The sequence below is a fragment of the Klebsiella sp. HMSC25G12 genome, assembly GCF_001807705.1.
In the GTDB taxonomy this organism is placed as follows: Bacteria; Pseudomonadota; Gammaproteobacteria; order Enterobacterales; family Enterobacteriaceae; genus Klebsiella; species Klebsiella variicola.
This window is the reverse complement of sequence record NZ_KV789907.1, coordinates 786-1,143: the sequence shown is the minus strand read 5'-3', so window position 1 is coordinate 1,143 and position 358 is coordinate 786. Positions and strand designations below refer to the sequence as shown.

1 pseudogene is annotated in these 358 nt (G+C 64.2%); it reads right to left on the bottom strand.

Annotation, left to right across the window (positions count from 1 at the left end):
* Positions 1-358 (bottom strand): annotated as a pseudogene (locus HMPREF3096_RS29580) (oxaloacetate decarboxylase); the annotation flags it as partial.

The following is a 358-nucleotide window of genomic DNA, read 5'->3' as shown; positions in this document are numbered from 1 at the left end:
ATGCGGCTGTCGGTGCCCTTCAGCTGGCCTTCAAAGGCATGGTACTTCTTACGCACCTCGCGGAAGTAGGTCGCGATGCTCTCCAGCTTGTGGATATCCAGCCCGGTGTCATATTGCGTGCCGGCGAGGGTGGCGACCAGCGCCTCGGTGGCCGGGTGGCCGTAGGTGGCGCTCATCGAGGAGATGGCGGTGTCGACGCCGTCGACCCCGGCTTCAATGGCCTTCAGCAGGGCCATCTCCGCCATCCCGGTGGTGGCGTGGCAGTGCAGGTGCAGGGTGACGTCGTAGCGCTTCTTGATTTCGCTGACCAGCTCAAAGGCGGCCCCCGGCGTCAGAATGCCGGACATGTCCTTGATGG